The sequence below is a fragment of the Bradyrhizobium sp. UFLA05-153 genome (assembly GCF_054185185.1).
Genome location: NZ_JBBIAM010000042.1, coordinates 50,831 through 74,658, shown reverse-complemented (window position 1 = coordinate 74,658; position 23,828 = coordinate 50,831). Strand labels below are relative to the sequence as shown.

At 63.2% G+C, this 23,828-nt stretch carries 22 protein-coding genes; 16 read left to right on the top strand and 6 right to left on the bottom strand.

Annotated elements, in window-relative coordinates:
- The coding region (locus Q2941_RS24395) for a DUF2852 domain-containing protein (protein WP_458193950.1) at positions 1 to 371 on the top strand (371 nt) is incomplete at its 5' end.
- Positions 372 to 544: 173 nt separating this feature from the next.
- The gene (locus Q2941_RS24390; protein ID WP_156944155.1) at positions 545 to 778 is read left to right on the top strand and encodes a hypothetical protein; all 234 of its coding nucleotides are present in this window, start codon (positions 545 to 547) and stop codon (positions 776 to 778) included.
- Positions 779 to 901: 123 nt separating this feature from the next.
- On the opposite strand, the gene Q2941_RS24385 is transcribed toward Q2941_RS24390, so the two are convergent.
- Positions 902 to 1,390, bottom strand: coding sequence for a winged helix-turn-helix transcriptional regulator (locus Q2941_RS24385; RefSeq protein ID WP_027521899.1), 489 nt, complete (start codon positions 1,388 to 1,390; stop codon positions 902 to 904).
- Between the two features lie 210 nt (positions 1,391 to 1,600).
- Between Q2941_RS24385 and Q2941_RS24380 the strand changes: the two genes are divergently transcribed.
- Positions 1,601 to 2,311, top strand: coding sequence for an SDR family NAD(P)-dependent oxidoreductase (locus Q2941_RS24380; RefSeq protein WP_458193949.1), 711 nt, complete (start codon positions 1,601 to 1,603; stop codon positions 2,309 to 2,311).
- 23 nt (positions 2,312 to 2,334) lie between these two features.
- Here the strand turns inward: Q2941_RS24380 and Q2941_RS24375 are convergent, their stop codons facing one another.
- The 3 genes from Q2941_RS24375 to Q2941_RS24365 all read right to left on the bottom strand — a co-directional run bounded on the left by Q2941_RS24375 (position 2,335) and on the right by Q2941_RS24365 (position 5,232).
- Positions 2,335 to 2,622, bottom strand: a complete 288-nt coding sequence (locus tag Q2941_RS24375) for a hypothetical protein (protein ID WP_027521901.1) — start codon at positions 2,620 to 2,622, stop codon at positions 2,335 to 2,337.
- A 329-nt stretch (positions 2,623 to 2,951) separates the two neighbouring features.
- Positions 2,952 to 4,727, bottom strand: coding sequence for a gamma-glutamyltransferase (ggt, locus tag Q2941_RS24370; protein WP_458193948.1), 1,776 nt, complete (start codon positions 4,725 to 4,727; stop codon positions 2,952 to 2,954).
- A gap of 106 nt (positions 4,728 to 4,833) precedes the next feature.
- Positions 4,834 to 5,232: a hypothetical protein gene (locus Q2941_RS24365; protein ID WP_458193947.1), complete on the bottom strand. Its 399-nt coding sequence runs from the start codon at positions 5,230 to 5,232 to the stop codon at positions 4,834 to 4,836.
- 876 nt (positions 5,233 to 6,108) lie between these two features.
- On the opposite strand from Q2941_RS24365, the gene tolQ reads away from it, so the two are divergent.
- The 10 genes from tolQ (at position 6,109) to ftsH (ending at position 18,512) form a co-directional block, all read left to right on the top strand.
- Entirely contained in the window at positions 6,109 to 6,825 is a 717-nt protein-coding gene (gene tolQ / locus Q2941_RS24360) for a protein TolQ (protein ID WP_027521904.1), read from the top strand.
- A gap of 37 nt (positions 6,826 to 6,862) precedes the next feature.
- On the top strand, positions 6,863 to 7,330 hold the full coding sequence (locus tag Q2941_RS24355; RefSeq protein ID WP_027521905.1) for a biopolymer transporter ExbD: 468 nt from the start codon (positions 6,863 to 6,865) through the stop codon (positions 7,328 to 7,330).
- Positions 7,327 to 8,277: a protein TolA gene (locus Q2941_RS24350; protein WP_458193946.1), complete on the top strand. Its 951-nt coding sequence runs from the start codon at positions 7,327 to 7,329 to the stop codon at positions 8,275 to 8,277. Before Q2941_RS24355 ends, Q2941_RS24350 begins: the two co-directional genes overlap by 4 nt.
- Before the next feature lie 21 nt (positions 8,278 to 8,298).
- Complete coding sequence (gene tolB / locus Q2941_RS24345) at positions 8,299 to 9,657, top strand: Tol-Pal system beta propeller repeat protein TolB (RefSeq protein ID WP_027521907.1); 1,359 nt, start codon at positions 8,299 to 8,301, stop codon at positions 9,655 to 9,657.
- A 237-nt stretch (positions 9,658 to 9,894) separates the two neighbouring features.
- A complete protein-coding gene (locus tag Q2941_RS24340; RefSeq protein WP_458193945.1) occupies positions 9,895 to 12,225 on the top strand; it encodes a putative bifunctional diguanylate cyclase/phosphodiesterase in 2,331 nt (776 codons plus the stop codon).
- Between the two features lie 151 nt (positions 12,226 to 12,376).
- Positions 12,377 to 13,126, top strand: a complete 750-nt coding sequence (locus Q2941_RS24335) for an N-acyl amino acid synthase FeeM domain-containing protein (RefSeq protein WP_458193944.1) — start codon at positions 12,377 to 12,379, stop codon at positions 13,124 to 13,126.
- 253 nt (positions 13,127 to 13,379) lie between these two features.
- Positions 13,380 to 13,868 (top strand): peptidoglycan-associated lipoprotein Pal, encoded by a 489-nt coding sequence (gene pal, locus Q2941_RS24330; protein WP_200452943.1) that lies wholly within the window; start codon positions 13,380 to 13,382, stop codon positions 13,866 to 13,868.
- A 198-nt stretch (positions 13,869 to 14,066) separates the two neighbouring features.
- Complete coding sequence (ybgF, locus tag Q2941_RS24325; protein WP_027521910.1) at positions 14,067 to 15,113, top strand: tol-pal system protein YbgF; 1,047 nt, start codon at positions 14,067 to 14,069, stop codon at positions 15,111 to 15,113.
- 153 nt (positions 15,114 to 15,266) lie between these two features.
- Positions 15,267 to 16,337 (top strand): tRNA lysidine(34) synthetase TilS, encoded by a 1,071-nt coding sequence (gene tilS, locus Q2941_RS24320; RefSeq protein ID WP_254109048.1) that lies wholly within the window; start codon positions 15,267 to 15,269, stop codon positions 16,335 to 16,337.
- Between the two features lie 252 nt (positions 16,338 to 16,589).
- Positions 16,590 to 18,512 carry an ATP-dependent zinc metalloprotease FtsH gene (ftsH, locus tag Q2941_RS24315; RefSeq protein WP_027521912.1) on the top strand — a complete coding sequence of 641 codons (1,923 nt, stop codon included), beginning with the start codon at positions 16,590 to 16,592 and terminating at the stop codon, positions 18,510 to 18,512.
- A 516-nt stretch (positions 18,513 to 19,028) separates the two neighbouring features.
- Here ftsH and Q2941_RS24310 read toward each other — a convergent pair.
- Both Q2941_RS24310 and Q2941_RS24305 read right to left on the bottom strand, forming a co-directional pair.
- Positions 19,029 to 19,445, bottom strand: coding sequence for a hypothetical protein (locus Q2941_RS24310; RefSeq protein WP_027521913.1), 417 nt, complete (start codon positions 19,443 to 19,445; stop codon positions 19,029 to 19,031).
- A gap of 124 nt (positions 19,446 to 19,569) precedes the next feature.
- Positions 19,570 to 21,060: a hypothetical protein gene (locus tag Q2941_RS24305; protein ID WP_458193943.1), complete on the bottom strand. Its 1,491-nt coding sequence runs from the start codon at positions 21,058 to 21,060 to the stop codon at positions 19,570 to 19,572.
- A 421-nt stretch (positions 21,061 to 21,481) separates the two neighbouring features.
- Here Q2941_RS24305 and Q2941_RS24300 point away from each other — a divergent pair, with 421 nt between their 5' ends.
- The 3 genes from Q2941_RS24300 (at position 21,482) to Q2941_RS24290 (ending at position 23,808) form a co-directional block, all read left to right on the top strand.
- Positions 21,482 to 21,646 carry a Flp family type IVb pilin gene (locus tag Q2941_RS24300; protein ID WP_027521915.1) on the top strand — a complete coding sequence of 55 codons (165 nt, stop codon included), beginning with the start codon at positions 21,482 to 21,484 and terminating at the stop codon, positions 21,644 to 21,646.
- 93 nt (positions 21,647 to 21,739) lie between these two features.
- Positions 21,740 to 22,987, top strand: coding sequence for a glycosyltransferase family 87 protein (locus Q2941_RS24295; RefSeq protein ID WP_027521916.1), 1,248 nt, complete (start codon positions 21,740 to 21,742; stop codon positions 22,985 to 22,987).
- Between the two features lie 143 nt (positions 22,988 to 23,130).
- On the top strand, positions 23,131 to 23,808 hold the full coding sequence (locus Q2941_RS24290; protein WP_027521917.1) for a TetR/AcrR family transcriptional regulator: 678 nt from the start codon (positions 23,131 to 23,133) through the stop codon (positions 23,806 to 23,808).
- Positions 23,809 to 23,828 lie beyond the last annotated feature (20 nt).

Genomic DNA, 23,828 nt, shown 5'->3' with positions numbered 1-23,828 from the left:
GCTTCATCATCTGGTGGCCGATCGGGCTTGCCCTTCTCTTTTTCACACTCGGGAGCAGAAGAATGTCGTGCTGGAGCCACCAGGATCGCTGGCAGAACAAGATGGAGAAGATGCAGTACCGGATGGACCGCATGCGCGACCGCATGGAGCGCCGCGGCTTCGGCTTTGGCTTCGGCCCGCCGTCTTCCGGCAACCGTGCCTTCGACGAGTACCGCACCGAGACTCTCCAGCGGCTCGAGGAAGAGCAGCGCGAGTTCAAGGATTTCCTGACGCGGCTTCGTCACGCCAAGGACAAGGAAGAGTTCGACCAGTTCATGGCGCAGCACAAGAGCCGTCCGACGCCGACGAACGAGCCGCCGACGCAGGGCTGATCTGATCCTCAAAGCCTTCAGGCGCACGCCCCCAAAAGTCCTGATGGCCCCGAGCCGCCCGCCTGCGAACCCCGCAGGCGGGCGGTTTGGTTTTGGGGTAGAACCCAATCTGCGCCAGCCCCGACTAAAGCCCTGACGGTGGGCATTCCGCAAGCCGCGAACAAGGCGCGAACGTGGACGAGGCTGAACGCGAACGGATGAAGCGATGTGCCTTGGCGCTGGATCGCGTAGCGACCGTCTGCCAGAAGGGCAGCTTGGGCATGCTCATCTTGCTCGTATTCTTTCCCAACTGGCCGGCCGGTTTCACGCCGGGGCAGGTGTTCGTCAGTTTCGTGCTGTACCAACTCGCATCCCTCGTGCTGTACCATGCATCGCAGCGGATCATCCCGGAGGCGTTGCACGCATGAGCGTGTTCAGGGTTTCCATCTTCTTCATCCTCTATGTCCTGCCGGTGCTCATCGCGCTCGGCGGCTGGCTCTATGCGCTCGGCGTGCGCAGGCAAGGGCGGCGAGGCGCACAGTAAGCTGCCGCTATTTCGCGCGCGCTGCGAGCTCCTCGGCCGCGCCTTTCGCGGCGCCGGGGCCGGCGTGCACGTGGACCTCTTTCGCAACGATCCGCTCGCCGCATTCGGAGCAGACCAGCACCGGATCGAACATCTTGCCGCAGCTCTTGTGCTGGTGAAGCATGGGGCGGCCGCGCTCGTCCACCATGTGAGTGTCGCCCCAATGCACGATCGCCATCACCACGGGATAGAGATCCAGTCCCTTCTGGGTGAGGATATATTCGTAACGCGTCGGATTCTCCTGATAGGGCGAACGCCTGAGCACGCCGAACCGGACGAGCTTCTTCAGGCGATCGGCGAGGATGTGCCGGGTGACCCCGAGCCGGGACTGAAACTCCTCGAACCGGCGCACGCGCAGAAAGCAGTCGCGCAGGATCAGCAGGCTCCAGCGATCGCCGATCACGGCCACCGTCCTGGCGACCGAGCACTGTTCCTGCTCAAGCGAATCCCACCGCATCCGGTCCGACCCCGAAAAAAACTGAAATTCCAATGCGTTCGTCGTGACTACGATACAAAATTCCAAAATGGAATGAAAGCCCGTGACGAGGCGACCACTTGCCTACGTCTAGGCAAAAATGACGAATTGGTATAAAGTTCTATTTCAGAACTAGTAAGCAATGGACTGCGGGAGTAGCGACCTAGGCTCCAAGCATTTCGGGAGGATGCGATGAAGACGGCAATCGTGATCGGTGTGGGCCCGGACCGCGGGCTCGGCGCCCAGCTCTGCAGGCGGTTTGCTGCCGACGGGCTCAAAGTGATCGTAGCGGGCCGGACCTCGTCCACGCTCGAGGCCGTTGCGAACGCTATCGAAAAATCGGGAGGACAGGCCGTTCCCTTCGTCGCCGACGCCACCAAAGACAGCGACATCGCCGCGCTGTTCGACGCCGCCGGAAGCGACCTTGATCTCGCAATCTACAACGCCGGCAACAACACGCCCGGCAGGATCATCGAGATGGAAGCCGACTATTTCGAGAACGCCTGGCGTGTCGTCTGCCTCGGCGGCTTCCTGTTCGGCCGCGAGGCGATGCGTCGCATGGTGCCGAAGAAGACCGGCACGCTGCTATTCACCGGCGCCAGCGCCTCGCTGCGCGGGCGCTCCGGCTTTGGCGCTTTCAACTCTGCCAAGGCCGGCCTGCGCACGCTCGCCCAGGCGATGGCCAAGGAATATGCGCCCGACGGCATCCACGTCGCCCATGTCGTGGTCGACGGCGCGATCGCCGGCGACAAGATCATGAACCGCTTCCCCGATGCTGCGAGCCGGCAGGACAGCCTGATCAGCATCGAAGGCATCGTCGATGCGTTCGCCTTCCTCTACCGGCAGCCTGAACGGGCCTGGTCGTTCGAGCTCGACGTGCGGACGTCGAAGGAGAAGTGGTGAGGTCTTGTTCCTTGTCTCACCGATCAGGCGGCAGCCTTGTTCTTGATGGCTCCGACGATTGCGGTGAGGATCGCCCCGCCGGCGCCACCGGCGACGACTTGTGACACGACGCCACCAACGCTCAAGTTTCCAGATTCTGCTGCGGCCATGATCGACGGAAGCAGCAGCGTAATGACTTGGCCGAGCACTCCGCCGCCGACCAGACCCGAAATGACGTTTCCGGCCATTCCGAGATCAAATGTCGGCGAAGACTTGCCCGCGCCAATTCCACCAAGTGCGCCCGAGACGAGGTTGATCAGAATCTGTTCCATGCGGATCTCCCGTACGAGGTCGTCGGGCAGTTCGCCAGCCACTGCAGTCGTCTGACGAGCGGCCCACTCCCGCATCGTCAGGCGGCTTGTGGGCAAAGACAATAGAGTGTGTTGCCGATCGCCCGGTGAAATAAACCCTCGCGCGTGGCACAAGCTGCATAGGGGCGTTTTCAGCTCGGCACTGTCTGCCGAACGGCACTCTGGTAGGGTAGGCAAAGCGACTTGTCCGCCGTAGCTCAACGAGCGAAGGCGGAAGCGTGCCCACCTCGTCTGCTTCCGCAGAAGCGGTGGGCACGGCGCTTCGCGCCTGTGCCCACCCTACGAAGCTCTCAATACCCGGCGGCCAGTCCCGAGTTGCGGCGGGGATCGTTGGCGCCATAGTAGCGGTTGTTGCCGACCGGCTTGCCGTTCAGCGATGGCGCGCCGACGATGATGACCGCCAGATGGTTGGCCGGCTGCGGCGGGCCGAACTTGTGGCCCATGCCTTCCAGAATCTTGCGGGTGTCCGGCGACAGCGCATAGTCTTCGACATTGGTCAGGTCGGGCAGCCATTGCTGATGGATGCGCGGCATGTCGACGGCCTCCTGCGCATTCATGTCGTAGTCGATCGCGTTGATCATGGTCTGCAAGACAGCCGTGATGATGCGGCTGCCGCCGGGCGTGCCTACCACCATGACGGTCTTGCCGTCCTTGGTGACGATGGTCGGGCTCATCGAGGACAGCGGCCGCTTGCCGGGAGCAATGGAATTGGCCTCGCCCTGCACCAGGCCATAGAGGTTCGGCACGCCGACCTTGGCGGTGAAGTCGTCCATTTCATCGTTCAGCAGGACGCCGGTCTTGGCCGCCGTCACCTTGGCGCCGAACCAGTCGTTCAGCGTGTACGTCACCGAAACCGCGTTACCGTCCTTGTCCGCGATCGAATAGTGCGTGGTGTTGCTGCCCTCATGCGGCTCTACGCCCGGCTTGATGTCCTTGGAGATGCCAGCCTTGTTCGGATCGATCACGGCGCGGATCTTGGTCGCGTAATTCTTGTCGAGCAGACGATCGAGCGGGTTCTTCACGAAGTCCGGATCGCCGAGATAGCTGTTGCGGTCCACGTAAGCGTGGCGCATGGCCTCGATCTGGACGTGCACGGCCTGCGCGGAGTGATAGCCCAGCTCCCTCAGCGGATAGCCCTCCACGATATTCAGGATCTCGCAGATGATGACGCCGCCCGAGCTCGGTGGCGGCGCGGAGATCACGTGGTAGCCGCGATAGTCGCATTCGACGGGCGCGAGCTCGCGCGTCTTGTAGCCGTCGAGGTCGTCCTGCGTCAGCAGGCCTTTGCCGGCCTGGCTCGAGGCCACGATGGCGCTGCCGACCCAGCCCTTGTAGAAACCGTCGGTGCCTTTGCTGCTGATCTCGCGCAGGGTCTTGGCGAGCTCCGACTGCACCAGCTTTTCGCCCACCTGGAACGGCTGACCGTTGTTGAGGAAGATGGCGGCCGACGCAGGATCGTCCTGAAAATCCGCGGTGGAGGTAAGCAACAAGTCGATGTCGCCCTGGTCCAGCGCAAAGCCCTGCTCGGCGAGCTGGATCGCGGGGGCGAGCAGATCGGCGCGCTTCATGGTGCCGTACTTTTCGCGCGCATATTCCATGCCAGATACGGATCCCGGCACGCCAACGGCCAGGTGCCCCTTGGTCGAGATGCCCTTGACGACGTTGCCATCCTTGTCGAGATACATGTTGGCGGTCGCGCCCTTGGGCGCCGTCTCGCGGAAATCGAGGAAGGTCTTGCGGCCGTCGGCGAGCTCGATCGTCATGAAGCCGCCGCCGCCGAGATTACCGGCTGCCGGATAGACCACCGCCAATGCGTAGCCGACCGCGACTGCGGCATCGACGGCATTGCCGCCGCGCTTGAGCACATCCACGCCCACCTCTGTTGCCAGATGCTGCGCGGACACCACCATGCCGTTTTCCGCGGCGACCGGCGCGACCGATGCCGCACGCGCGGGGCCGAATGTTGTGAGGCTGACCGAGACGATCGCGGCGACGATCCACCGCACGCCTGTTGCTGGTTTCTGCACGGGACGCTCCCTGGGCTGGGCCGGTGAATCCCGGCACATGTTGTTGTCGCCAAGAGAGCTACAGTTTGGGGCTCTAGCAAGGCGGAGCGCGCGCACCACCGACCTCCAGATTCAACGAGCGATCCGGGAGCACGACGCCGCGAGGTTAGTTGGTCTCGCCCGGAAATTCGCTTGGCGTCACCCAAAAGTCGTAGCCGCAGAGGTCGAAGGGCCTGCGCCACTTGTCGATGTCGACCCCCGGCAGATGATAGTTTGCCTCGCCGGCCGCGATCGTAAAGCCCGATTTGGATTCGATCGCATCGAGCAGGCGCGACTCGAGCTCCTGCCATCGCTTGCCATAGACTCTCTCGTCGTTTTTGCCGTAGCCGAGATAGCTCTGGTAGAAATTGGCCGCCGAGTTTTCGGCCGGCGGAACGTATTCGCCGGCGAGATTGATGTTGTTCCTTCCGGCGACGAGCGTGAGGCGCGCCCTGCCATCCGTCTTCGATTGCGCCGGGTGCTTGATGAGCAGGGAGAATCCGCGGCCACACGCGAGCTCGAACACGATCTTGCCGTCCTCGACATAGGCGAGGATGTGCCCATCATTTCTCTCTTCGTGCTAGGTCCAGCGGCCGGCTTGCGCGGCCGGTGCCGCCGTAATGCATGCCACGACGATGGCGGCAACCAGTTGGGCGGTCCTCATCTCTCCCTCCCTCGGAGCAATGTTCAACACAACGCAAGCTCGGCGCATGACGCTGTTTGGTGCGCCGTGCCGGGCGAATGGTTCAGAGAAGGCGCGGGACTGTCATTGCGAAGCAATCCAAAGTGCATCGCCGGCAAAACTCTGAATTGCGTCGCGCAGCCGAGGCGCGCGCTGACAGGCTCAATCGCGCTGTGACTTCGGTGGCGCCGCGCACTCCGCTCTGCCCTCCCCCTTGCTGGCCCTTGCTGGGGAGGGCAGGGGAGGGGGAGCCCAGGGGAAGGCGTGTCCATCGTTGAGAAAACCTCGCGGAGGCAGTCCCCGTGGGGCACCCCCCTCCCTGGCGTCCCCGCAAGGGGGAAGGGAACCGACCTTGCTCTGGGCTGACTGCGCTCCCCGAAAGACAATGGCTCCATGCGGGCGGAATGCCGCGCCCATCCCTGCCAAGCCCCTGGCCTGCCTTCCTTTCCGGCAGCCAAATGCGCTCGCGCTAACCCCGCATTAACTATCGGCGGCGTCTGGTAGGGTCGGCAAGTCGCGCCCAATGGCTTAGTCGAGGCCCTTAGTTTTGACATCTTGGCAGGGAAAGCAGACGGCCGGCTTTGGACGGGCCGCTGCAATCCAAAAAGACAAGGCTTTGCGCAGGCTTGGCGACTGCGCGCGACCCGCGCGGCTTTGGGGAACCGGCAGCCATTTCGCTCCCGGAGGACATGGAACGATCGCCTTGAGAGGATACTGCTTATGAATCCGGCCGACGTCGCTCAGTCAGCCCTGCCGGTTGCTGCTTCCGCCGACGTGTCGCTGATTGCGCTGTTCTGGCAGGCTCACTGGATCGTGAAAGGGGTCATGCTGGGTCTGTTGTCCTGCTCGGTCTGGGTCTGGGCGATCGCGATCGACAAGATCTTCCTCTATGCGCGCACCCGCCGCTCGATGGACCGTTTCGAGCAGGCGTTCTGGTCCGGCGAGTCGATCGAAGAGCTCTATCGCACACTGTCGGCCAAGCCGACCCATTCGATGGCGGCCTGCTTCGTCGCGGCGATGCGTGAGTGGAAGCGCTCCTTCGAAAGCCACGCGCGCTCGGTCGCGGGCCTTCAGATGCGCATCGAGAAGGTGATGAACGTGTCGATCGCGCGCGAGATCGAGCGGCTGGAACGGCGCCTCCTGGTGCTCGCGACCGTCGGCTCCGCCGGCCCCTTCGTCGGCCTGTTCGGCACCGTCTGGGGCATCATGTCGAGCTTCCAGTCGATCGCGGCTTCGAAGAATACCTCTCTGGCGGTGGTGGCGCCCGGCATCGCCGAGGCGCTGTTTGCGACGGCAATCGGCCTTATCGCCGCCATTCCTGCCACTATTTTCTACAATAAGTTCACCTCCGAGGTGAACCGGCAGGCCCAGCGGCTCGAGGGCTTTGCAGATGAATTTTCAGCCATCCTGTCCCGTCAGATCGACGAGCGTGGGTGAGGGGCACTATAGTGAAGACCATCGTGGGCTCTAGATCATGGCGATGAACGTAGCCAGTTCGTCCGGTGGCGGCGGCCGCCGCAGCCGGCGCAAATCGGTCATGGCCGAGATCAACGTCACGCCGATGGTCGACGTGATGCTGGTGCTGCTCATCATCTTCATGGTCGCAGCGCCGCTGATGACGTCGAATATCGACATCGACCTGCCGGTCGCCAACGGCGGCAGGTCGATCTCCTCGAACGCGCCGCCCTTGACGCTATCGGTGAAGCGGACGACCGGCGGCTGCAATTCGAATGTGGAATTGTATCTCGGCGACAGCCCGATCTCGGCTGCGGATCTCCAGCCCAAGATCGAGGCGATCAAGGAGACGCGGTCCGACGCCGAACGGGTCGTCTATCTGCGCGGTGACAAGGACGTCTGCTACACCGACATGATGAAGCTGCTGGGGCAGGTGCGCGCCGCCGGCTTCAAGGCCAATATCGTGATTATCCCGGAGCAGGGATGAAGGTCAAAGTCGACAAGACTGTTGTTGCGTCGATTGTTCTCCACGTCCTCGTGATCGGCTGGGGGCTGATCTCCTTTAGCTCGCGCGCCCTCGAAGTGCCGGAAGAGTCCGTCATTCCGGTCGATATTTCATTGGATCAGCCGGCCAAGGCAACCGCCGGCGTGCAGACCGCCGAAAAGGACAAGCAGAAGCCCAAGGTCGACAAGGTTGCTCCGGAAGTGACGCCGCCCGAGGAGTTCCAGGGCAAGATCACGACCAAGAAGGAGCTGATCCAGACCAACACGACGCCTCCGCCGCCGCCGAAGGTGGTGGAGAAGCCCGTTGAGAAGAAGCCGGATCCGCCGAAGCCGGTTCAGGAAAGTAAGGCCAAGGAAGAGAGCAAGCCGGCCGACAAGAAGCCCGAGGAAAAGATCGATCCGATCGCCGACGCCTTGAACAAGCCGGAGAAGGAGAAGAAGCCGCCGCCGCCCAAGCAGCAGGAGGCCAAGCCCCAGCCGCCGAAGCCGAAGGACCGGCCGTTCAATCCGATGGACATCATGGCCAAGCTCGAGGACAAGCGCGATCCGACGCGGCACGAGATGACGGGCGCGACGCCGAATGCGACCAGTGCACTGGGAACGCAGAACGGCAAGGACACCGCGATCGTCGCGACGTGGAAGGGTGCGTTCGTCGCCGCCGTCAGGCGCTGCTTCAGATTCCCCTACAACGGGCAGGATGCGGATCAGTTCGAGGTCGATATCGACATCCAGATGCGTCCGGACGGCACGGTTGCCTCCTCGCCAACGATCGTCGCCGTGCGCGGACCGTCGCGCTCGGTCGGCACGGCGATGGCCGAGAGCGCAAAACGCGCGGTCGAGGAGTGCCAGGCCTATGCATTCCTGCCCAAGGCGCAATACGACACCTGGAAATACATTCCGATGACGTTCGGCCTCAAAGATATGCTGTAAGCGTGAAAAGACATAACTCAGATGAATAAGATGCGACTGCTTTCTCGACGTGGGTTCATCATCGCCGCAGGATCGACCGCCACCGTGCTGGCCGGCCGCTCCGCATTTGCGCAGGGGCGCCTCAAAGTCGACCCGACCGAATTCCAGCCGATTCCGATCGCGATCCCGAATTTCGTGGCAGGCTCGCCGTCTGACGGCGAGGTCGGCGCCGGCGTGACGCAGGTGATCACCAACAACCTGAAGCGCTCGGGCCTGTTCAATCCGATCGATCAGGCGGCTTATCTCGAGCGGATAACCAATATCGACGTCGCGCCGCAATTCCAGAGCTGGAAGCAGATCAATGCCCAGGCGCTGGTTACCGGCCGCATGACGCGCCAGCCGGACGGTCGGCTCAAGGCCGAATTCCGCCTGTGGGACGTCGTCTCGGGCCAGCAGCTCACCGGCCAGCAATATTTCACCTCGCCGGAATACTGGCGCCGCATCTCTCACATCATCTCCGACCAGATCTATCAGCGCCTCACCGGCGAGACGGGCTATTTCGACAGCCGCGTCGTCTTCGTGGACGAGAGCGGGCCGAAGGAGCGCCGCGTCAAGAAGCTCGCGATCATGGACCAGGACGGCGCAAATGTGCGCTATCTGACGCGCGGCTCGGACCTCGTGCTGACGCCGCGCTTCTCGCCGAACTCGCAAGAGATCACCTACATGGAGTTCGGCCAGGGCGATCCGAAGGTCTATCTCTACAACATCGAAACCGGTCAGCGCGAAATCGTCGGCAATTTCCCCGGCATGACCTTTGCGCCGCGGTTCTCGCCGGACGGCCAGCGCGTCATCATGAGCCTCCAGCAGGGCGGCAACTCCAACCTGTTCGTGATGGATCTGCGCTCGCGCTCGACCACGCGCCTCACCGACACGCCGGCGATCGATACTTCTCCTTCGTACTCACCTGATGGCACCCGCATCTGCTTCGAGTCCGATCGCGGCGGCAGGCCGCAGATCTATGTGATGCCTGCGGGCGGCGGCCAGGCGCAGCGCATCTCCTTCTCGAAGGACGACACCAATGCCAGCTATTCGACGCCGGTGTGGTCGCCGCGCGGCGACTACATCGCGTTCACCCGGCAGGGCGGCGGACAGTTCTCGATCGGCATCATCAAGCCCGATGGCAGTGGCGAGCGCCTTCTCACCTCGGGCTTCCACAACGAGGGACCGACGTTCGCGCCGAATGGCCGCGTCGTGATGTTCTTCCGCGATCCCGGCGGCAATGGTGGGCCGTCGCTGTTCAGCGTCGACATCTCGGGGCGCAACGAGCAGCGCGTGCCGACACCGGGCTACGCATCCGACCCCGCCTGGTCGCCGTTGCTGTCCTCAACGTCAGGCCAGTAAATCGCCGGCAGCGCGCGTGTTCGCGCGCTCCTTTTCTCGCGGAAAATCTGCGAGCTTTGCTTTTCCGGCAAACATTCGTTCATCCTGAGCTGGGTAAAATTTTCCTAGTCAGTTGATTTGTCATATGAATTTTGATCGCACGCGTTGCAAAACAACGCGAACTTAACGATGTTCCCTCAGAAAGACTTCATACCGGCTGGGTAAAAGTACGCAGCAAACAGGGCGCGTACCACCGAAATGCAGCTCGCATCCGAGAGTGCAAAGACCGATCAGGAAGCCTCCCCGACGATTCGCGCGGCGTTGATCGATTCGCTGTTCCAAGACCCTGGCCCATTGTTCGCCGGCGCGCTTTGCGCTGCAGTTGCTGCACTGATGACGGCGTTGAAGACCGGGAACGTGTGGCTGTGGCCGTGCGTGGGGCTTTTGATACTAAGCGGCGCCGGCCGCGCCATTGATGTTGGCCAATTTCAAAATCAACGATCGAAGCTGTCGCCGAAGGATGTGATCGGGTGGGAAATTCGCTACCAGATCGGTGCGATGGCGTATGCTGCTGCGCTTGGGTTGTGGTGCATCATTGCATTGATCGGCAGCGACGACGCGGTGGCACATATGATCGCCACTTCGGTCACACTTTGCTACATGGCCGCCGGTGGTGCTCGTACCTATGGTCGTCCTTGGATCTTTCACATCCAAGTGCTGCTGGCGTGTGGCCCGCTCACGCTCGGATTGGCCTTGCAAGGCGGTCCATATTACATCGTGATGGCGTTCCTGAACGTACTGTTCTTCTTCGCCCTCAAGCAGCTTTCCACCAGTCTGCAGGCGATGTTCGTGCGCGCCTTGCTGGCCCGCGAGCGAGAGGCATCGCTTGCGAGCCAGTTCGATACCGCGCTGAACAATATGCCTCACGGATTATGCATGTTCCGCGCCGACGGCGTGCTGGCGGTGATGAATCGTCGCTTCGCCGATCTGATGGAGCTGTCGGACGATGTGGTCAAGCGCTGCGCTAGCGCCGCCAACATCATTTCCGCATGCGTTGCGTCAGGCGCGATCTCGGCGGAGAGCGGCAATCTGATCCTGTGCGAGATCGAGGACGCGAGGATCCGCGAAATCACCACCACCGACCCCGATCTGCAGCGCGGGCGGACCCTGTCCTGGACGTTCCAGCCGATGGCCGACGGCGGCACGGTCATGCTGATCGAGGACATCACCGAGCGCAAGAACGCCGAAGCCCGGATCAGCCATCTCGCCCGCTATGACGAGCTGACGACACTGCCCAACCGCGTCAATTTCCGCGACGAGATCGAGCGTCTTCTCGCGATTTCGCAGCATTCCGAGCGCCTTTCGGCGCTGCTGTTCGTCGATCTCGACCAGTTCAAGCAGGTCAACGACACGCTTGGCCACCCCTGCGGCGACCAGCTCCTGTGCGCGGTGGCGAACCGCCTGCGCGAGATGCTGCGCCCCGAAGATTTCGTCGCCCGCTTCGGCGGCGATGAGTTCGTCGTGTTCCAGCAGAACCTCAATTCGCCCGAGGATGCCGCGGCGCTTGCCCGCCGCATCGTCGAGCGGCTCAGCGAGCGCTACCGCATCGACAATCATCTGGTCGAGATCGGCGCCAGTGTCGGCATCGCACTGACCTCGCCCGAGGGCCCCAGCGCCGATACGCTTTTGAAGAATGCCGACATGGCGCTCTACCGCGCCAAGGCCGATGGCCGCGGCACCTTCTGCTTCTTCCGCGACGAGATGGCGGCAACCGTCGAGGCCCGCCGCATCCTCGAGCTCGATCTGCGCAAGGCGCTGGCCAACGAGGAGTTCGAGCTGTTCTACCAGCCGCTGGTCAATCTGAAGTCCGGCAAGATCACCACCTGCGAGGCGCTGCTGCGCTGGAACCATCCGGTGCGTGGCACCGTCTCACCGGTCGACATCATTCCGGTCGCCGAGGATATGGGACTGATCGTGGATCTCGGCCGCTGGATCCTGCGCCGTGCCTGCATGGAATGCATGAAGTGGCCGGAAGCGGTCAGCGTCGCCGTCAACTTCTCGCCGCAGCAATTCCACCAGCGCGATGTGCTCAGCGAGATCCGCTATGCGCTCGAGGTCTCAGGGCTCCCGGCCCATCGCCTCGAGATCGAGATCACCGAGTCCTCCTTGCTGCGCAATACGCAGCTCACGCATGACATCCTGTCGCAGTTGCACGCGCTCGGGGTCAGCATCTCGCTCGATGATTTCGGCACCGGCTATTCGAGCCTCAGCTACCTGCATAACTTCCCGATGCAGAAGGTGAAGATCGACCGCTCCTTCCTCGAAGGCATCGACACCGACCGGCCGCTGACGCTGCTGCGCGGCGTGGCGCGACTGTCCGCCGACCTCGGCATGTCAGTGGTGGTCGAGGGCATCGAGACCAACGAGCAGCTCGAACTGATCAGCGCCGACGGCACCATCACTGAGGGCCAGGGGTATCTGTTCAGCCGCCCTGTCCCAGCCGTGCGGATGCGCCAGCTGCTGAATGCCTCCCATGGCCGGCGCGGCGAGGATCATCTCCAGGTTGTCGGCTCGCGCTCCTTCGCTTGATACCTTTCTCTCCTCGCTAAAATGTCGATCGAGGCACGAATCCGTAATTCTACGGGGTTAACCCTAAAATAGTGATTGTTTTGCTTAATCATTAAGGAGCTGTTAATAAATTGCCGCACGCGCCAAAGTTGTTGACGTTTAGGAGTATCGTATGGAGTCTGCCGCCGCCCAGCCCGTGGTCCCGGCGCGGACGTGGGATCCGATGGAGAATGTCGACTATCGGCTCGTGGAAACGCCGGAGGAGTGGGAAGAGGTCAATAGTCTCCGCTATCGGGCCTATCTGCGCGAAGGCGCCATCCTTCCGTCCGAGTCGGAGCGGGTTACTGACCGTTACGACGATCTGCCCAACAGTTTTACGTTCGCGGTCTACATTCGAGGAGAGCTGTACAGCTCGATCAGGATCAGTGTCCTGACCTCAAAGTGGCGCGATTCGCTCTCGTCGGAGATGTTCAGCGATCTGCTTCATCCTGAACTCGATCGGGGCAAGATTATCATCGACCCGACCCGCTTCGTGGCGGACCCTGAAAAGGTGAAGAAATTCCCGGAACTGCCGTATGTCACGGTGCGCCTTGGCTACATCGCCTGCGGTCATTTCAATGCGGATATCGGGCTTGCCAATGTTCGCGCTGAACACCGCGCGTTCTACCGGCGGGTCTTCCTGCAAGAGCCTTGGGGGCAGCCGCGGCTGTATCCCGGATTGATTAAGCCGGTCGGACTTATGGCGGCCCATTATCCGAGCATCCGAGAAAGGGTGTTCCATCGATTCCCCTTCATGCGATCCAGCGCCTTCGAGCGCCGAATGCTGTTTCAGCGCCGATCTGGAAGCAAACTTCCCCAGTTAGACGAGACCAAGAGCGCAGAGCTCGTGTCGCTTCAGGCGATGTCCTTGGGGTCCAAGTAGGCCATTCCAGGAGGTGTTCCTCAGTCGAGGCCCGGCCCAGGTTTCCACGTCCGCAGCTTCTTTCCGATCTGAAGTGGCTTGCCTTCACCATCACGCCACATTTACAACCCATTAACCATCGCGGTTGCTTTTCGCCGATCGGGGGCATTTGACCGGCCGTAGCAACGTCCCATCAAGGTTGACGGAACGTTCGCTTAACCAACCCCCTGTAGACCGGACGGCAGTGGACTAACGTGAGCGTGGAGGCTCCGGAATGAAACATCCTATGCGTATCCTCCAGGGATTGAAGCTGGTCGCGGTGCTTGCCGTCGCGCTGTCGATGGGCGCCTGCGCCAACAAGAACCTTGCTTCGGATGCGATGGCCAACGCTGCTACGCCGGGCAGCCAGCAGGATTTCGTCGTGAACGTGGGCGACCGCGTGTTCTTCGAGAGCGATCAGACCGATCTGACGCCGCAGGCGATCGTCACGCTGGAGAAGCAGGCGCAGTGGCTCCAGAGCTATCCGCGCTACTCCTTCACCATCGAAGGTCATGCGGATGAACGCGGAACCCGCGAATACAATATCGCGCTCGGCGCGCGCCGTGCCCAGTCGGTACGCTCGTTCCTGGCTTCGCGCGGCATCGACCCGAACCGCATGCGCACCATCTCGTACGGCAAGGAGCGGCCGGTCGCCGTCTGCAACGACATCTCCTGCTGGTCGCAGAACCGTCGTGCCGTCACCGTGCTGAACGCGAGCTCCTGAGCGAGGCGTCGTTCCGTCAAGGAAAACTGACCAAGGAAACCTGATTTGCCGGCGCCCCCTTGGGCGCCGGTTTCGTTTCACGGACCAAGTCATAGAAAGCCCTTGGTACCAGTCACATTTTTGGCGTACTCCCACTCTCAATGTTTCGCGCGGCGAGTTGTCCGCCGCGTGCCACGTCGCTTTCGTCGTCAGGGCAAGATGTCATCCAGATTCCAGGCTTTTACCGGCACCGTGGCGATCGCCGCGCTGCTTTCGCTGTGCTCGCCCGCCTTCGCGCAGTCGGACGATGCCGACCCGGAGATGCGGATCGAGCGGCTTGAGAACCAGCTGCGCCAGCTCACTGGCCAGAACGAAGAGCTGCAGTACCGCAACCGCCAGCTCGAGGAGCGCCTCCGGCAGCTCGAAGGTGGCGCGCAAGGAGCCCCCGGACAGGGGCCGGCACAGCCTAATGTCGCGGCTGCCCCGCCCATGCAGCCCGCGCCGGGTTATCGGCAACAGCAGCAGCCGGTGCAGCAGCCAGCCTATGAGCCGCAGGTCGCTGCGCCCGCACCGATCGTGCAGGAGCAGCCGGCGCCGGGAGCGCCCGGCACCCGCCGGCGTGGCGATGCGTTCGATCCGAATCAAAATCCCAATGCCCCCGGTGCGCCGCGCGCGCTCGGCGGCGGTCAGCAGCCGATGGCGGCGGGAGCACCGGTCGGCGCGCCCGGCGGCCGCGGCGCCGGCGAGCCGCTCGACCTTGGCAACACCGGCGGACGCTATCCGCAAGCGGCAGCGCCGGCCGCGCAGCCCGGCTATCCGGCGGCGCAGCCAGGTTATCCGGCGCCGGCCGCAGGCGGCGGTCTGGCGACCCAGCCGCCCTCGCAATCGCCGCGCGACGAGTTCGACCTCGGTATCGGCTACATGCAGCGCAAGGACTATGCGCTGGCCGAGCAGACCATGAAGACCTTTACGCAGAAATATCCGAGCGATCCCCTGCTCGGCGACGCCCAGTACTGGCTCGGCGAGAGCTACTTCCAGCGTCAGCAATATCGTGATGCCGCAGAGGCCTTCCTCGCCGTCACCACGAAATATGACAAGTCCGCAAAAGCTCCGGACTCCCTGCTGCGGCTCGGCCAATCGCTGGCCGCGCTGAAGGAGAAGGAAGCCGCCTGCGCCGCTTTCGGCGAGGTCGGCCGCAAATTCCCGCGCGCCTCAGCCGGCGTCAAGGCCGCCGTCGATCGCGAGCAGAAGCGGGTGAAGTGCTAGCCGCTTTGCCTCATTGGAGCGTTTTCCAGCGAAGTGGACACCGGTTCGCGTGAAGAGCCACGTTCCGATTCAATCGGAAAGGAAACGGCTCTAGAGCGCTGACAATGCGGATGGCGCTGCGCTAAATAGGCGCGCCATCCTGCGGGCAGCGTCATGTCAGACGACGACAATTCTCCGATCTCGGCGCGCGAGGCGAAGCTGCTCTTCGCCGACTTAAGACGCGCGCCGGCGCTCGTGCTTGCGGTTTCGGGCGGGCCGGATTCCGTCGCGCTGATGTGGCTTGCCGCGCGCTGGCGCAAGACTCTCGCGAGAGGCCCACGGCTGATCGCAGTCACTGTCGATCATGGCCTCCGGCCGCAAGCGGCGCGCGAGGCGCGCGACGTCAAGCGTCTGGCGCGTTCGCTCGATCTGCCGCATCGGACGATGCGCTGGAGCGGGGCCAAGCCGAAGACCGGCCTGCCCGCCGCAGCGCGGGACGCGCGCTACCGACTGCTGATGCAGGCCGCGCGCGCGGCCGGCGCGACCCATGTGCTCACCGCGCATACCCGTGACGACCAGGCCGAGACTTTGCTGATGCGATTGTTGCGCGGCAGCGGCATCGCCGGTCTGTCCGCGATGGCGCCCGTCACGGAGCGGGACGGGATCGCGCTGGCGCGTCCGCTGCTCGATGTGCCGAAGGCGCAGCTGATCGCGACCTTGAAGCGCGCTAATATCGCTTTCGCTGACGATCCGACCAACCGCGACACCGCCTTCACGCGCCCGCGGCTGCGGGCGCTTTTGCCGCAGCTTGCTGCCGAAGGCGGCAGCGCGCGCAATCTGGCGCGGCTCGCGGCGCGGCTCGCCCGTGCCAATGCCGCAGTCGACGTGCTGGCTGACGGCGCCGAGCGCTTTCTCGCTCTGAGGGATCGCGATCGCCCGCCGCCCGATGCGCCCGCGCGAAGCTTCGAAGTCTCGGCCTTCGCGACACTACCCGAGGAGGTGCGTTTGCGGCTCCTGATGCGGGCGATCGACGCTGTCGGGCACGAGGGGCCGGCGGAACTTGGCAAGGTCGAGTCCCTTTTGGCGGTCCTCGACCGCGGTATTGCCGACGGCATGGGCGGTCGCGCCGTCGGAGCCAGTCGGCCGCACGTCAAACAGACGCTCGCCGGGGCCCTCATCAGCCTGTCCCGGGGGCGCATCCTGATCGAGCCGGCGCCGGCCCGGCGTGTCAGGGCCGGATCATGACACCGGCTCGCTCGCCCTTGCCCCTCAGGACACCTTAACCAGGCTTAACCAGGCCGGAAAAACCCAGCCTGCCCCGCCATTATTTCCGCGGGAATCGGGCTAAGATGGGATAAATAGTCCCATCTCGTTCCCTTGGCAGCGACCGGGGCGGCACCTAAATTGTATGCGTCTAACCGAGAGGATTCCTTGGGGATTTTCTCTAGCTTGCCCAAGGAATAGGGCCGCGATCCGCGCGACCACGAAGGAAGATCGATGAACGCCAATCTGCGCAATTTCGCCCTCTGGGTCATCATTGTCTTGCTGCTATTGGCGTTGTTCACGCTCTTCCAGAATCCCGGCCAGCGCGCCTCCTCCCAGGACATCGCCTTCTCGCAGCTCCTGAGCGAGGTCGATCGGGGCAATGTGCGCGACGTTGTGATCCAGGGACCGGAGATTCACGGGACGTTCACCAACGGCTCGAGCTTCCAGACCTATGCCCCCAACGACCCGACGCTGGTGAAGCGCCTCTACGACAGCAAGGTCCAGATCACCGCGAAGGCGCCCGGCGACAACGTGCCGTGGTTCGTCTCGCTGCTGGTCTCCTGGCTGCCCTTCATCGCGCTGATCGGCGTGTGGATCTTCCTGTCGCGGCAGATGCAGGGCGGCGCCGGCAAGGCGATGGGCTTTGGTAAGTCGCGCGCCAAGATGCTGACCGAGGCGCATGGCCGCGTCACCTTCGAGGACGTCGCCGGCGTCGACGAGGCCAAGCAGGACCTCCAGGAGATCGTCGAATTCCTGCGCGATCCCGGCAAATTCCAGCGTCTCGGCGGCCGTATTCCGCGCGGCGTGCTGCTGGTCGGCCCGCCCGGCACCGGCAAGACGCTGATCGCGCGCGCGGTCGCGGGCGAAGCCAACGTGCCATTCTTCACCATTTCCGGTTCCGACTTCGTCGAGATGTTCGTCGGCGTCGGTGCCTCGCGCGTGCGCGACATGTTCGAGCAGGCCAAGAAGAACGCGCCCTGCATCATCTTCATCGACGAAATCGATGCCGTCGGTCGTCACCGTGGCGCCGGCCTCGGCGGCGGCAATGACGAGCGCGAACAGACGCTGAACCAGTTGCTGGTCGAGATGGACGGCTTCGAGGCGAACGAGGGCGTGATCCTGATCGCCGCGACCAACCGTCCCGACGTGCTCGATCCCGCGCTGCTGCGTCCGGGCCGCTTCGACCGCCAGGTCGTGGTGCCCAATCCGGATGTCGTCGGCCGCGAGCAGATTTTGAAGGTTCACGTCCGCAAGGTGCCGCTCGCGCCGGATATCAACCTCAAGACCATCGCGCGCGGCACGCCCGGCTTCTCCGGCGCCGACCTGATGAATCTCGTCAACGAGGCTGCCTTGACTGCCGCCCGCCGCAACAAGCGGATGGTGACCCAGGCAGAATTCGAGGAAGCCAAGGACAAGGTGATGATGGGCGCCGAGCGCAAGTCGCTCGTCATGACCGAGGAAGAGAAGCTGCTGACGGCCTATCACGAGGGCGGCCACGCCATCGTCGGCCTCAATGTCCCGGCGACCGATCCGATCCACAAGGCGACCATCATTCCGCGCGGCCGCGCGCTCGGCATGGTCATGCAGCTCCCCGAACGCGACAAGCTGTCGATGTCGCTGGAGCAGATGACCTCGCGCCTCGCCATCATGATGGGCGGCCGCGTCGCCGAAGAGCTGATCTTCGGCCGCGAGAAGGTGACCTCGGGTGCCGCCTCCGACATCGAGCAGGCCACGCGCCTTGCCCGCATGATGGTGACGCGCTGGGGCCTGTCGGAAGAACTCGGCACGGTCTCCTACGGCGAGAACCAGGACGAGGTATTTTTGGGCATGTCGGTGTCGCGGACGCAGAATGCTTCCGAGGCGACCGTCCAGAAGATCGACTCCGAGATCAAGCGCCTGGTCGAGGAGGGCTACAAGGAGGCGACCCGCATTCTCACCGAGAAGCATGCCGACCTCGAAGCGCTGGCCAAGGGCCTGCTCGAGTTCGAGACGCTGACGGGGGATGAGATCGTCGATCTCCTCAAGGGCAAGAAGCCGAACCGCGAGTCCGTGCTCGAGCCGAGCACGCCGCGCGCTTCCGCGGTGCCGCCGGCCGGCAAGTCGCGCCCGCGGCCCGATCCGGATCCCGGCCTGGAGCCGCAGCCGCAGGCGTAATCGCAAGCGGCCGATCGAATTGAAAAACGCGGCGGCAACGCCGCGTTTTTTGTTGGCGATGGTGGTCTGCGACGCGGGCAACTCGGCACCCCGTCATTGCGAGCCACCCGGGCCGCACGAAGCGCGGCCCGGGTGGCTCGCAATTGTCGGTGTTGGTGCAGCTGTGCTCGAAACTCAGGTCTCGTGCCCCGGACGCAGCGCAGCGCCCCTTCGGCGGTGCGCTGCAGAGCCGGGGCCTATGCAGCGGCGGTTTGCGCGGCCTTCTGGGTCCCGGCTCTGCGCCGCAACGCCAAGAGCGTTGCGGCGCGTCCGGGACACGAGAGCGAGGAAGTTCGTCACTCACACTCGGTCATTGCGAGCCAACCGAGCAGGTGTGGGCGGGCAAAGGCGCGCACGCGCCGTGCCAATCATCTCTCGGTAACAGCGACAGAAGTGGTTGGCACGCTCGCGCTTTGCCCACGCTACAACTGAGGTTCGCAGAAGGACTGTCGATGTCTGCTCGGTGCCAACAGCAAACTAAGCGTCGGCCGGCGAGGGACGATGCTTCAGCCAATAGTCGATCTGCCACCCCTCGTAGCCAAGCAATTCGCCAAAGCGCCGTTCGCGGTTGTCGGCCCAAGCTCCGGGTTCGTTCAGGAGCGTAAGCATGGCATCAATCCGCCACTCGTGGCCCGGTAAGGCGTAGAACAGCATCCGATATTCCAGCTGTGGCAGGTCAGGGCATGCTCCAATCGCTTCGCGTCTTATCAGGTGGCCAACGGCAACATGCCTGTCGAACATCCGCCAATATCGAATACAGATGTCTGGCTCACGACCGACGAACTCCATGAAATATGCGAGGGGCTTGACGCCCCTCAGCATTAGGCCGAGTTCTCTATTGGTGTGAACCAAATAGGGCAGCTGACGAAGCCATTCGGAAGGCATGTTGGGCATGTTGACCGCACAACGTTGATTTCTGCCAAGGGGCAAACGGCGAAACGACCGGAGCGTCCACCTAAGTCTGCATCACCTTTAGAAGCGGCATCTCATTTAAAGTACAAGCCCTACAGTTCCATCCTCAATTCGATGACGTCGCAGCCCCGCCGTCCGCATCGTCCCGCACGTGGATCACCGCGATGTCGTCGGCATAGATCCGTTTCCAACCCTTGAGGTGATCGAGGATCTGCGGGCCCGGGGCATCGGCAACCAGCAGCGTCGCGTCGATCTTATATTCGTCGAGCAGGCGCGGCAGAATCTCGGGCTGCTTCCCTTCGGTCGCCTTGAAGAAGTCCATGACGAATTTCTCGCCATAGAGCTCGGCGCGGCCGTCGACGAAGACCGGGACATCGCGCGAGATCAGATAGCCTCCGAACTGGTAGGCGTTGAAGATGCGCTGCACCTTGCGTTGTTCGAGCACGTCGACCGCGGCGACGGGCGTCTGAAACATCGTGAACGCGAAGCGGTGATGTCCCATATAGATCACCGTCGAGGTCCAGCCAGCTGCCACGATCATCAGCGCGCCCGTCACGGTGACGTAGCGAGCCGGCCAGATTTCGTCATTGCCCGAGTCCGGTGCGGGGCGCGGTGACAATTGCCCGAGCGGCTTTGCCAGCACGAGCGGCACCAGGAACGCAAATGCCTCGATGCTCCTGACATGCGTCAGCGCGCTCCAGGTCAGGAACAGGATCAGGAAAATTCGCGGCGCCGACAGCACGAGGCCGCGATAGAAGCCGATGGCGATAAGGCCGAGCAGCGCGCCTTCGAACGCCGAGAACGAGGCGAAATTCGCCGGCATCCACTCGAAGATCACCGTCAGCAGTTCGCCGAGGTTGAGGATGTTGGTCGCGCCCCATAGCGTCCTCCAGCCATACGGCGTGGCGCAGCTTGCGATCAGCGCGGCGATGCCGAACAGCACCCAGCGCAGGAATAGCTGGATCCGTCGTCCTTTCTCGGCGTGCTCGACCGCCTCGAGCGCGATCGGGCCGATCAACGCCAGGCCCAGCACGAAGCCGCCATGCAGGTTCGCCCACAACACCATCAACGGCAGCCAGAGCCATGACGGCGCGCTCCGGCGATCGGCGGCCGCCATCAACACGCCGGCCCACAGCACCATGACGGGCAGCGCCAGGATGTGCGGACGCGCCAGAAGGTGATGCAGCGACAAGACCAGCGCCAGCATCGCAAACAGCACCGAGCGCGGAAGCTCGAGATGCGCGTCGAGCAGATAGACGAAGATTGTGACAGTGAGCGCGATCCCGACCGTCGTGAGGATCACCGGTCCCGCCCAGCCCCATTGCGCATAGGAGCTCGCGAACGCTACTTGCGACAGCCATGAGGTGGAGATCCAGGGCTGGCCCGACCGCGTGAAGGAATAGATGTCCGTATAGGGCAGCGCGCGATGATCGAGAATCCATTGCCCGATCTTGATCTGCCAGAACGAGTCGGAATCTTGGAGCAGCGTGTCGCCGATAAAGAGGAAGCAAAGATAGGCGCCCGCGCCGACGCAGAGCGGCACCAGGACTCGCGCGCGGCTCTGCATGGCCATGCTGTAGGTAGAGGAGAGGGACATTCCGCCTCGTCGTTTCTGCCGGACGTTGATCCTGCCGGCTTCCAAAGCATGATCCGGAAAAGTGTGAAGCGGTTTTCCCTCGCGACAAACGCGGAACGCGTTTGCGCGGAGATCATGCTCAAACAAGAACCTAAAGCGCGATGACGCTTCATCGCGCTTTAGCGGGCGGCATTGGACCATGACGGTCATAACTTCGAGTAAACCGGCACAGATGCGGCGGGTATGTTTCCGGACGATTTAACCGATTGTTTTCAATTTCGATTTACCATCGCGGAATACACGCAAACCGCTGCATGTTTCCGCGGACGAATTAACTGCGGTGCAATTCTTTGTCGCTACGGTCTGTTCCATGGTCGCGCGGCGCTGGGAAGCCGGTCAGACCAGACTAGTTGTAGCCTTTGTGTACACTTTGGAGCACTCTATGAAGAACCTCGTTGCGCGCTTTGTGAAGGATGAATCCGGCGCCACCGCTATTGAATACGGTCTGATCGCCGCCGGCATCGCGCTGGCCATCATCACCGTGGTCAATAACCTCGGCACCTCGCTGAACTCCAAGTTCGGCTCGATCTCGTCCAGCCTGAAGTAAGTTCGGACGATCGACGTGAATTCGAAGAGCCCCGGGATTCCGGGGCTCTTTCATTTCAGCCGCTGCGCGCGATTTTCTTGAGGGGAATGCAGCATGGCCGAACTCGCCTTGAGCCCGCCGTCAGGCCTGCGGCCAGGCTCGGCGCCGTCCGTGCTGTTCAACGTCTGCCTCGTGCTGCTCGTCCTCACGCTGCTGCATTTCCCGCTCGCCTATATTTCGCATTCCTGGATCTACGACGCGAACGGGCTGGGTAACCCCACCGATTTCGTGAACGTGTGGGCCGCCGGCAGGCTGGCACTCGACGGCCACGCGATACAGGCGTGGGACTGGCAGGTGCAGAAGCAGGTCGAGGTCGCCGTGTTGGGTCAGGATTTTGCCGGCTATTTCGCCTGGCACTATCCGCCGCCGTTCCTGTTCGTCGCCGCCTTCCTCGCGCAATTTCCCTATGCCGTGGCTTTCGCGGGCTGGGCCTTCGCCAGCATGCTGCCCTATGTCGCGCTGGTGCGCGCGATCGTCGGGCGCAGCTTCGGTGTCATGCTTGCGATCGCGTTTCCGGCGACCTTCGACAATCTCGCGATCGGGCAGAACGGTTTTCTGACCGCCAGCCTGATCGGTGGCACGCTGTATCTATTGCCGCGCCATAAGGTGCTTGCTGGAATCTGTCTGGGCCTTCTCACCTACAAGCCGCAATACGGAATCTTGTTTCCGCTCGTCCTTGTCGCAAGCGGTGAATGGAAAGTCTTCGTCTCGGCGGCCATCACTGCCGTGTCCATTGCGCTCGCGTCGATGCTTGTCTTTGGCGTCGAGAGTTGGGTTGCCTTCTTCCATTGGATGCCGATGATCTCGAAGGCGGTTCTCTCCGAAGGTTCGGAATCCTGGCTGAGGCTCCAGAGCGTGTTCGCGATGGTGCGCTGTCTCGGCGGCAACGAGACGCTTGGCTGGGTGCTGCAGGCGGTGGTGGCTGCTGCTGTCGCGATCGGGCTCGTGCTGATTTGGCGCAGCAAGGTGCCTTATGCGCTGAAGGCGGCTGCGCTTGCGACCGGCACGCTGCTGTGCTCGCCCTACACGTACATGTATGATTTCGCGGTGCTGGCCATTCCCGTCGCCTGGCTTGTGCGCGCCGGATATGATGATGGCTTCCGTGCTTACGAGCCCCCTGCGCTCGGCCTCGTGCTTGCGCTGCTTGCGAGCTTTCCGTTTCTGAAAATCCCGGTCGGGCTTGCGGCGACGTTGATCGTTGCCGCACTCATCGTCGCCCGTGCGGTCGCCGATTGGCGTGACCTGCCGGCGTCCCCGCCGGGCCATGCCTCGTCTCTTGCCTCGTCCCTTGCCTCTTCGTGAGTTGGCAGGTCAGCTCGCACATTTGAGGTCTTGTCATCCGCTCTGAATAGTTGTTCAGTTCTTGCGGGGCGATTTGCAGCGAAAACAGTGAAGAAGCGTTCGGCCGAAACGGGCGGCCAGGCGCGTGGGACAGGAAGCGCGCCATGGTTTACCGGCGGACCCATCAAGTGGTGAAACGCCTCGCCGCCCGGCGCAGCGCCATTCTGGCCGCGGCGCGGGAGGCGGCAGCGGAAGGCGGCATGGTGGCGGTGCAGATCGCTCCGGTCGCGATCAGGGCCAACGTCGCGGCGGGAACGGTCTACCGCTATTTCCCCTCAAAAGCCGACTTGATCTCCGAGCTGATCGCCGAAGTGTCGCGCGACGAGCTTGCCGCGATTCGCCGGGCGGCCGACGCCGCGCCCGGTCCGTCCTCGGCGCTGGCGGCCGCCGTCACCACGGTTGCGGTGCACACGCTTTCCCAGCGCAAGCTCGCCTGGGGCATTCTGGCCGAGCCCGTCGACGTCGATGTCAGCGCCTCCAGGCTTGCGAGCCGGCGCGAGATCGCGGGCGAAATCGCCTCCCGGATCGACGCCGCCGTGCGTGCCGGTCATCTGCCGGCGCAGGACACCGCGCTAGCCGCAACGGCGCTGCTCGGCGCGCTGCACGAGGCGCTGGTCGGGCCGCTCGCGCCCGACAATCTGGAGGATCCGGTCAAGCTGCGCGATGCCGTGCAGACGGTCACGCTGCTGGCGCTGCGTGCCGTTGGCGTCATGGATGCCCGCGCCCGTGGCCTCGTGGTGCAGCAGACGGTGTTGCCGGCGAAGGCGCTGGTGGGCGCTTGAGTGGAAGTTGTCATTCCGGG

Excerpts from the sequence above, each read along its gene's own strand:
- Q2941_RS24385 (WP_027521899.1), bottom strand. The coding sequence starts at position 1,390 with ATGCGGTGGGATTCGCTTGAGCAGGAACAGTGCTCGGTCGCCAGGACG.
- Q2941_RS24380 (WP_458193949.1), top strand. The coding sequence starts at position 1,601 with ATGAAGACGGCAATCGTGATCGGTGTGGGCCCGGACCGCGGGCTCGGC.
- Q2941_RS24375 (WP_027521901.1), bottom strand. The coding sequence starts at position 2,622 with ATGGAACAGATTCTGATCAACCTCGTCTCGGGCGCACTTGGTGGAATT.
- ggt (WP_458193948.1), bottom strand. The coding sequence starts at position 4,727 with ATGTGCCGGGATTCACCGGCCCAGCCCAGGGAGCGTCCCGTGCAGAAA.
- tolQ (WP_027521904.1), top strand. The coding sequence starts at position 6,109 with ATGAATCCGGCCGACGTCGCTCAGTCAGCCCTGCCGGTTGCTGCTTCC.
- Q2941_RS24355 (WP_027521905.1), top strand. The coding sequence starts at position 6,863 with ATGGCGATGAACGTAGCCAGTTCGTCCGGTGGCGGCGGCCGCCGCAGC.
- Q2941_RS24350 (WP_458193946.1), top strand. The coding sequence starts at position 7,327 with ATGAAGGTCAAAGTCGACAAGACTGTTGTTGCGTCGATTGTTCTCCAC.
- tolB (WP_027521907.1), top strand. The coding sequence starts at position 8,299 with ATGAATAAGATGCGACTGCTTTCTCGACGTGGGTTCATCATCGCCGCA.
- Q2941_RS24340 (WP_458193945.1), top strand. The coding sequence starts at position 9,895 with ATGCAGCTCGCATCCGAGAGTGCAAAGACCGATCAGGAAGCCTCCCCG.
- Q2941_RS24335 (WP_458193944.1), top strand. The coding sequence starts at position 12,377 with ATGGAGTCTGCCGCCGCCCAGCCCGTGGTCCCGGCGCGGACGTGGGAT.
- pal (WP_200452943.1), top strand. The coding sequence starts at position 13,380 with ATGAAACATCCTATGCGTATCCTCCAGGGATTGAAGCTGGTCGCGGTG.
- ybgF (WP_027521910.1), top strand. The coding sequence starts at position 14,067 with ATGTCATCCAGATTCCAGGCTTTTACCGGCACCGTGGCGATCGCCGCG.
- tilS (WP_254109048.1), top strand. The coding sequence starts at position 15,267 with ATGTCAGACGACGACAATTCTCCGATCTCGGCGCGCGAGGCGAAGCTG.
- ftsH (WP_027521912.1), top strand. The coding sequence starts at position 16,590 with ATGAACGCCAATCTGCGCAATTTCGCCCTCTGGGTCATCATTGTCTTG.
- Q2941_RS24310 (WP_027521913.1), bottom strand. The coding sequence starts at position 19,445 with ATGCCCAACATGCCTTCCGAATGGCTTCGTCAGCTGCCCTATTTGGTT.
- Q2941_RS24305 (WP_458193943.1), bottom strand. The coding sequence starts at position 21,060 with ATGTCCCTCTCCTCTACCTACAGCATGGCCATGCAGAGCCGCGCGCGA.
- Q2941_RS24300 (WP_027521915.1), top strand. The coding sequence starts at position 21,482 with ATGAAGAACCTCGTTGCGCGCTTTGTGAAGGATGAATCCGGCGCCACC.
- Q2941_RS24295 (WP_027521916.1), top strand. The coding sequence starts at position 21,740 with ATGGCCGAACTCGCCTTGAGCCCGCCGTCAGGCCTGCGGCCAGGCTCG.
- Q2941_RS24290 (WP_027521917.1), top strand. The coding sequence starts at position 23,131 with ATGGTTTACCGGCGGACCCATCAAGTGGTGAAACGCCTCGCCGCCCGG.